The 6964-nt window shown below is 63.3% G+C and carries 4 protein-coding genes; all 4 read right to left on the bottom strand.

The window, feature by feature from the left end; translation table 11 throughout:
* Window positions 1-309 precede the first annotated feature (309 nt).
* Window positions 310-2424, bottom strand: coding sequence for a Synerg-CTERM sorting domain-containing protein (locus Q0176_RS09875; RefSeq protein ID WP_299302279.1), 2115 nt, complete (start codon window positions 2422-2424; stop codon window positions 310-312).
* A gap of 312 nt (window positions 2425-2736) precedes the next feature.
* A complete protein-coding gene (gene rlmD, locus Q0176_RS09870; protein WP_299302276.1) occupies window positions 2737-4155 on the bottom strand; it encodes a 23S rRNA (uracil(1939)-C(5))-methyltransferase RlmD in 1419 nt (472 codons plus the stop codon).
* A gap of 140 nt (window positions 4156-4295) precedes the next feature.
* Window positions 4296-5678: a sodium-dependent transporter gene (locus Q0176_RS09865; RefSeq protein WP_299302273.1), complete on the bottom strand. Its 1383-nt coding sequence runs from the start codon at window positions 5676-5678 to the stop codon at window positions 4296-4298.
* A gap of 76 nt (window positions 5679-5754) precedes the next feature.
* Window positions 5755-6900 carry an aldo/keto reductase gene (locus Q0176_RS09860; protein WP_299302270.1) on the bottom strand — a complete coding sequence of 382 codons (1146 nt, stop codon included), beginning with the start codon at window positions 6898-6900 and terminating at the stop codon, window positions 5755-5757.
* Window positions 6901-6964 lie beyond the last annotated feature (64 nt).

Here is a 6964-nt window from a genome sequence, read left to right as displayed (position 1 = left end):
ACGCAAGCCGATCTTTCGGGAGGATTGCGGCGGCCGGTCGGTCGGCTGTGCCGAAAGAGGACAATTTATTGTCGTCTTTCGGCGTTGGCGGGAGATGTCAGACCAATGTTTTCAGTGAAACTTACTGCGTAAGTTTGCCTGCTCAACAACACCCCCCTTCGGGGAGCCTTCCGGCTGCCGTTCGCCCTTGCTCACGGGCCGTCAGTCTCGCCCCTCCAAGACTTGCCAGCCCCCTTGCAAGGGGGCCTAAAAAACGCACGGCCCCCGACAGGGGGCCGCGCGTTTGTCGCGTTTGTTCTGCGCAGCGGCTCAGCGCCGACGCCGGATGTAAAGGGGAACGAGAGCCAGCAACGCCACCGAGCCCAGGCCCGCGTCGCACCCGCTGCCGGAATTCGACTTCGGGGTCTCTCCCCCCCCCTTCTTCATGTCCTTCAGCAGGATACCGCCGCCGTTCGTCCCCAGATGAACCGTCTTCTCCTCGCCGCCGCCCTCCAGCCTGTAGTGCAGCGCGTCGATCCGTGCCGTGTTCAGGGCGTTTTCGGCCACCCTGCCCGTGATCTGGAGCAAGTAGCTGCGCTGCTGCGCCATTGCATGAGCGGAGGCCGCCCGGCCATCGGGAAGAAGTTTGACCCCGATTTCCTCGATCCCCAGGGCCTCGACCCGGATCGAGCCCTCGATCAGGGGAACTTCCGATTTGATGGGAACCTGGATTGTCACTCCATATTTGCCCTGCGCGTCACGAGTGCCCCAGAAGACCGTCCACTGCCCCGCGGAGACCGGGATATCGGCCGGCGCGGGAGGATTCACGGGCGGCACGTCCGGAGAGGTTGGCGGCGTGGGAGGATTCACCGGCGGCACGCCCGGATTACTCGGCGACCCGCCCGGTCCGGACTTGAACGCGGCCCTCAGAGTATGATTCTTCGTCACGTTGCGGAACGTGTACTCGTAACGCGCCGTCCTCGACGGGACGCTCACCGGGGCGTTGTCAGCCCTCAAGTCAGCGATCTCGTAACCCGCGTCCGCCAAGATCACGAACGTCGCGTCGTCGCCCGGGAAGACGGCCACGCTGCCGGACAGCGCCTCCGTGGACCCCTGACGCGTGACCCTGCCGCGGCCGGACACGGACACCGTGATCGTGTTGGATTCGATAAGGGTGACATCCATCAAGGGGGCTTCGGTATTGCCGGTAGCATACCGATACGTCACCGTCACCGGTTTGGTCTTAAAGGTGACCTTGCCGTTGTTTAAGAAGCTCAGCGGGGTGAGCGGAGCGCCGCCGGAATCCTTACCGGCGAGGTCTTTGACTTTGAAGAACCGATCCGGGGAGAGAAACGCGCCGAGGTCGACGACATACACACCCCCGATCGCCGAGACCGTCAGGCCGTCCCGCGTCTGACCTCCCACAGTGGCATTCGAGTTCAAAGGCAGCCCCTGCAGATCGAGGAACGTGAGACGGTTTCCCTGGCAAGACAACGAATCCAGCCTCGTGTTCGCCACGTTCAGCGCCGTCAGTTGGTTCCCTTCGCAATACAACGAACTCAGCTCCGTGTTCTTGCTCAGGTCCAGCGCCGTCAGCCGGTTGTCGGTGCATTTCAGCGTTGACAGCTCCGTGTTCTTGCTCAGGTCCAGCGCCGTCAGCCGGTTGTTCGGGCATTCCAGCGTTGACAGCCTCGTGTTCTTGCTCACGTCCAACGACGTCAGCTGGTTCTGCTCACAATACAGATACATCAGCTTCGTGTTCTTGCTCAGGTCCAGCGTCGTCAGCCGGTCGTTCTTGCATTCCAGCTTTTGCAGCTCCGTGTTCTGGCTCACGTCCAATGCCTTCAGATCGTTGTTGGAGCAATCCAGATTCCTCAGGTTCGTGTTCCCGCTCACGTCCACCGTCGTCAGATCGTTGCTGGCGCAAGCCAGATCCGTCAGCGCCGTGTTCTTGCTCAGGTCCAGCGTCGTCAGCCGGTTCTCGTAACACGACAGCCACGTCAGCTTCGTGTTCTTGCTCACGTCCAGCTCCGTCAGCGGAGTGTTCTCACAATGCAGCGACGTCAGCTCCGTGTTCTCCCTCACGTTCAGCGCCGTCAGCAGGTCGTTGGTCTCGCAATGCAGATCCTTCAGCTTTGCGTTCCATCTCATGTCCAGCGACGTCAGCTCCTGTTTGGCGCAAACCAGCGTCTCCAGATACGTGAAATACTCGATCCCTACCAGGTTTTTGGCGCCAAAGTCGGGTTTAACGGTCATACTCTTCGCCGCTTCAATCTCCGCGAGGCTCAAAAACCCGTCCTTGTTTGTGTCATGTTCCCTAACGAAGATAATGAACGTATTATCCGGGAAGTTTGTACTGTTGATCGGCACGTCCGCCGCCAAGGCCGCCCCCGGGGCAGAGGCCGCCAACAAAAACACCGCCAACAAAACCCATACCTTTCTCATCTTCCTTAAAATTCCTCCTTGCCGTTTGCAATGCGTTCCGTCCGGAAGGGCTCCCCACAGGGGAGAACACGCCGCCGGGGCGCAGGGAGGCCCCGCGTCCGGAACGCCGAACCTGTACCCTCGGCCCATGTAGACGCTCGTACTGCGCCTGGCCGATCTCCACACCACAACTATCATACAACTATTTTGACATGCCTTGAACCCCTTTGACGATATTTTCGAGCGAGCATGGCCCGAGGGCTACTTTACGTCGTTATCGCCGGTGTGTCAATCGATGGCGGCCCTTGGGGCCTATCACGCGGGGGGAAGCCCTCAGCGCTCCAGCACCGCGACGGTCTCCACGTGCACCGTCTGGGGGAACATGTCGAAGGAACGGATGGAGGTCAGGCGGTAGCCGTGCCCGGCCAGTATCCGCGCGTCGCGGGCCAGGGTCGCGGGATTGCAGGAGACGTAGACGACCCGCGGCGCCCGGAAGGCGTGGATCGCCTCCAGAACCGCGCGGTCGCAGCCGTCTCGGGGCGGGTCGACGACCACGGTGCCGTAGGAGCCGCGAAGGTCCCCCACCGCCTCCTCGGCGCGGGCGCAGAGGAGGCGCGCCTCCAGGCCGTTGGCCCTCATGTTCCGCTCCGCCATCGCGACGGCGCTGCGCCACTCCTCCACCGCCGTCACGCGCGCCCCGCACGCCCGCGACGCCAGGAAACAGGTCAGGGACCCCACGCCGCTGTAGAGCTCCAGCACGTCCGTCCCCCGCACCTGCTCGGCCGCGTACCGAAAGAGCTGTTCCGCCTGTCCCGTGTTGACCTGGAAGAAGGACGTGGTGTCGAACTCGAGCGTCCATTCGTCCAGCCGCTCTGCAATCCGGCCGGACCCGATCAGGGGCTCGGTATGCGTTCCCAGGATGACGTTTCCCGGCCTGGAGTTGTGGTTCAGCGTCAGGGTGGAGGGGCGGCCCGCTGCCCCCACGGCGACCAGCGCCTTGATGCTTTTGGCCGCGAGGCGCCCGTTGAGGACGAAGGAGAGCAGCGTCTGGCCGGTATGGAACCCGGAGCGCATCACGAGGTGCCGCAGCTTGCCCTCGTGTGTCGTCTCGTCGTAACCGCCGAAGGGCAGGGAGGGCAGTCCCTTCAGAACGGCCCCATAGAGCGCGTTCAGGGGGGCGGCGTTGACGGGGCAGGTCTTGATCGGAATCAGCCGATGGCTGCCCGCGTGATAGAACCCCGTGACGATCCGGCCCCGAAGGGACTGCACGGGAAAGGAGGCCTTGTTGCGGTATCCCCAGGGCAGGGGGGAGGGCACGCACTCCAAGTTCTCGAATAGCTCCGGGGCGAAGCCTCCGAGGCGCGTCATGGCGTCCCGGACGAGCCCCGCCTTGAGGGAGAGCTGGAGCGGATAGTCCGCATGCTGGAGCTGGCAGCCCCCGCACTGACCGAAGGCGGAACATCGCGGGGCGGTCCGCCCCGGCGACGGGCGCACCACGGACACGGTCCGCGCGAGGGCGAAATCCTTGCGTCGCTTCACCAGCTCCGCCTCCACGAGCTCCCCCGGCAGCGCCCCCGCCACGAACACCACCCCGCGGTCCGTGCGAGCGATGCCGCTTCCATCGCTCGACAGCCCCGCAATCTCGAGCCGCAGCCTTTCCCCCGCAGGATTTGCTTGAGAAGATCTTGATTGAGAATACCTCGATTGCGAAGACCCCGACCGTACCGAACGTTCCACCCGCAAAACCCCCATTGTGACAAATTCTTCGCTCTTGCCTTACGTATCCGCCCCTGCGACTATCATACTCCCCGGGCCCCCCCTCCATGAGGACGAAAACGGGGACGGACGACGCAGTCCGCCCCCGGCCCTTTCGGTGAGTGGATCCCCTCCGCCTATTTGAAAAATTTCTCGTAATAGCCGAACGCGAAGATCACGAGCATGATCGCCGGCACGACGTAGACCAGATAGCCGCGCAGCGCATGGGGGAACTTGAGGCCGTGCCCCGCGTCGGCCTCGGCGATGAAGTTGTCCCATCCCCAGCCGTAGCGCGTGGTGCAGAACAGCAGGTACACGATGGAGCCCAGGGGCAGCAGGTTGTTGCTGACGATGAAGTCCTCCAGGTCCAGGATGATCGTCCCCTTCCCCAGGGGCGCGACGTGCGACCAGACGTTGAAGCCCAGGACGCAGGGCAGGGAGAGGATGAAGATGGCGAAGAAGTTGAACGTACTGGCCTTCTTCCGGCTCCAGCCCAGCAGGTCCATGGAGTTGGCGATAAGGTGCTCGAACACCGCGACGACCGTGGACATGGCCGCGAAGCTCATGAACAGGAAGAACAGGGCGCTCCAGAGACGGCCCTGCGGCATGTGGTTGAACATGTTGGGCAGCGTCACGAAGATCAGCCCCGGCCCGGCGTCCGGGCTGACGCCGTAGGCGAAGCAGGCCGGGAAGATGATCAGGCCCGCCGTGATGGCGACGATGGTGTCGAGCGCCGTGATGATGATCGACTCGCCCGTCAGGGAGCGGTCGCGGCCGATGTAGCTGCCGAAGATCGCCATGCTGCCGATGCCCAGGCTGAGGGTGAAGAACGCCTGCCCCATGGCGGCGTAGACGCTGTTCCAAAGCCCGTTCGCCACGAGGTTTTCAAAATTCGGCTTCAGGTAGAAGTCCAGGCCCTTCTCCGCCCCGGGCAGGGTCACGGACCGGACGGCCAGGGCTATCATGATGAGCAGGAGCCCGCACATCATAATCTTGGTGATGCGCTCGACGCCCGAGCGAAGGCCGATGTAGCAGATGGCCGACCCGATCAGGACCGTCAGGAGGAGCCAGAAGCTCAGGGTCCACGGGTTTCCCAGCATGGCCCCAAAACAGGCTCCGATCGCCTCGGGCGAGAGCGCCTCCAGGCCGCCCGTCGCGGCATACCAGGTGTAGGCCAGCATCCAGCCCGTTACCGTGGTGTAGAACATCATCAGGATGTAGTTCCCGGCCATCGCGAGATAGCCGAAGACCGACCATCGGCTCCCCCTGGGCTCGAGTACCTTGAAGGAGCCCGCAACGGCCTGTCGCGAAGCCCTTCCGACCGCGAACTCCATGACCATGATGGGCATCGCCAGAAGGACCAGGAAGAGCAGGTAGAGCAGAACGAAGGCAGCGCCGCCGTATCGCCCCGTGATATAGGGGAAGCGCCACACGTTTCCCAATCCTATGGCACACCCCGCCGACAGGAAGATGAACCCCATCCGGCTCCCCAGCGATTCTCTGTTGCGTTTCTCCTCCATCCGCCGCATCCCCTTTTCAGTTTTTCAGTTGGAATAAGGAATCCCCAAACCACGAGGCGTGCCGCCCCCGGATAGGTCATTCTCCCAGTTCGAAAGCCTCGGCCACCTCCCGGAGCTTCTCCGGTATCGGGATGCCCTGGGGACACTTCGGCACGCAGGCCCCGCAGCTGACGCAGGCCGATGCGCGCTTGCCGTCCCGGTCCGGGGCCAGGACATAGCGATAGTTTCGCCCCTGGAGCTCCCAGTTGCCGGATATCGCCGCAGTGTTCAGGTTCGTGAAGCACTGGGGGATGTCCACGCCCTGCGGGCAGGGCTTGCAGTAGGCGCAGGCCGTGCAGGGGACCCTCATGCGGTCGGAGAAAAATTTCCATACCCGGTCCGCGAAACGGCGCTGCGCATCGGACAGCCCGCCCGGCCGTCCCCGGTCGGCGCTGGCCAGGTTCTGGGAGAGCTGCTCCGGCGTGGTCATACCGCTCAGCACCACGGAGACCCCGGGATGGTCCCAGACCCAGCGCAGCCCCAGGTCCGCGAGGTTGGGGGAGGCGTACCCGGCCTCCCGGGCCTCGTCCCGGAGCGATTCGGGGACGGGCAGACTGATGTTTCCGCCCTTCAGCGGCTCCATCACCACGACGCCGATTCCCTTTGCTGCCGCGTACTCCAATCCCGCCGCCCCCGCCTGAAAGTTCCGGTCCAGAAGGTTGTATTGGATCTGGCACATGTCCCAGTGGTAGGCGTCCACGATCGTTCGGAAGGTATCGAGGCCGTCGTGGAAGGAAAAGGCGATGTGCCGTATCTTTCCCGAGGCTTTGGCCCGTTCCATGAACTCGAGCGCGCCCATCTCCGTCATCTTTCGCCAGCGGGCCGCACTCAGGGAGTGGAGCAGATAGAGGTCCACATGGTCCGTGCGCAGAAAACCCAGCTGTTTCTCCAGAAAATCGTCCATGTCCTTCGGTTCGTGCACCAGCCATACGGGAAGTTTCGTCGCCAGCGTGATCCTGTCCCGGTACCCCTTGATGGCGCGGCCGACGAACTCCTCGCACTTGCCCTCGTGATAGGGCCAGGCGGTGTCGAAATAATTGATGCCGCCGTCGAAGGCGGCGCGCATCAGCCGCTCGGCTGCGGGCTCGTCGATTCCTCCCCCGGCGGTTACGGGCAGGCGCATACACCCGAAGCCCAGGATCGAGAGCTCCTTTCCGACGGCCGGAATCGTCCTGTAAAGCATCGAAACACCCCCATCGAGCGATTTAATTCCGCGTATTATATCAGGATTGAAACTTGGGGGAAAT

Source organism: uncultured Fretibacterium sp., assembly GCF_938040765.1.
GTDB lineage: Bacteria > Synergistota > Synergistia > Synergistales > Aminobacteriaceae > CAJPSE01.
Note: the sequence above shows the minus strand (reverse complement) of the source record. Positions and strands in the feature narration are given on the sequence as shown.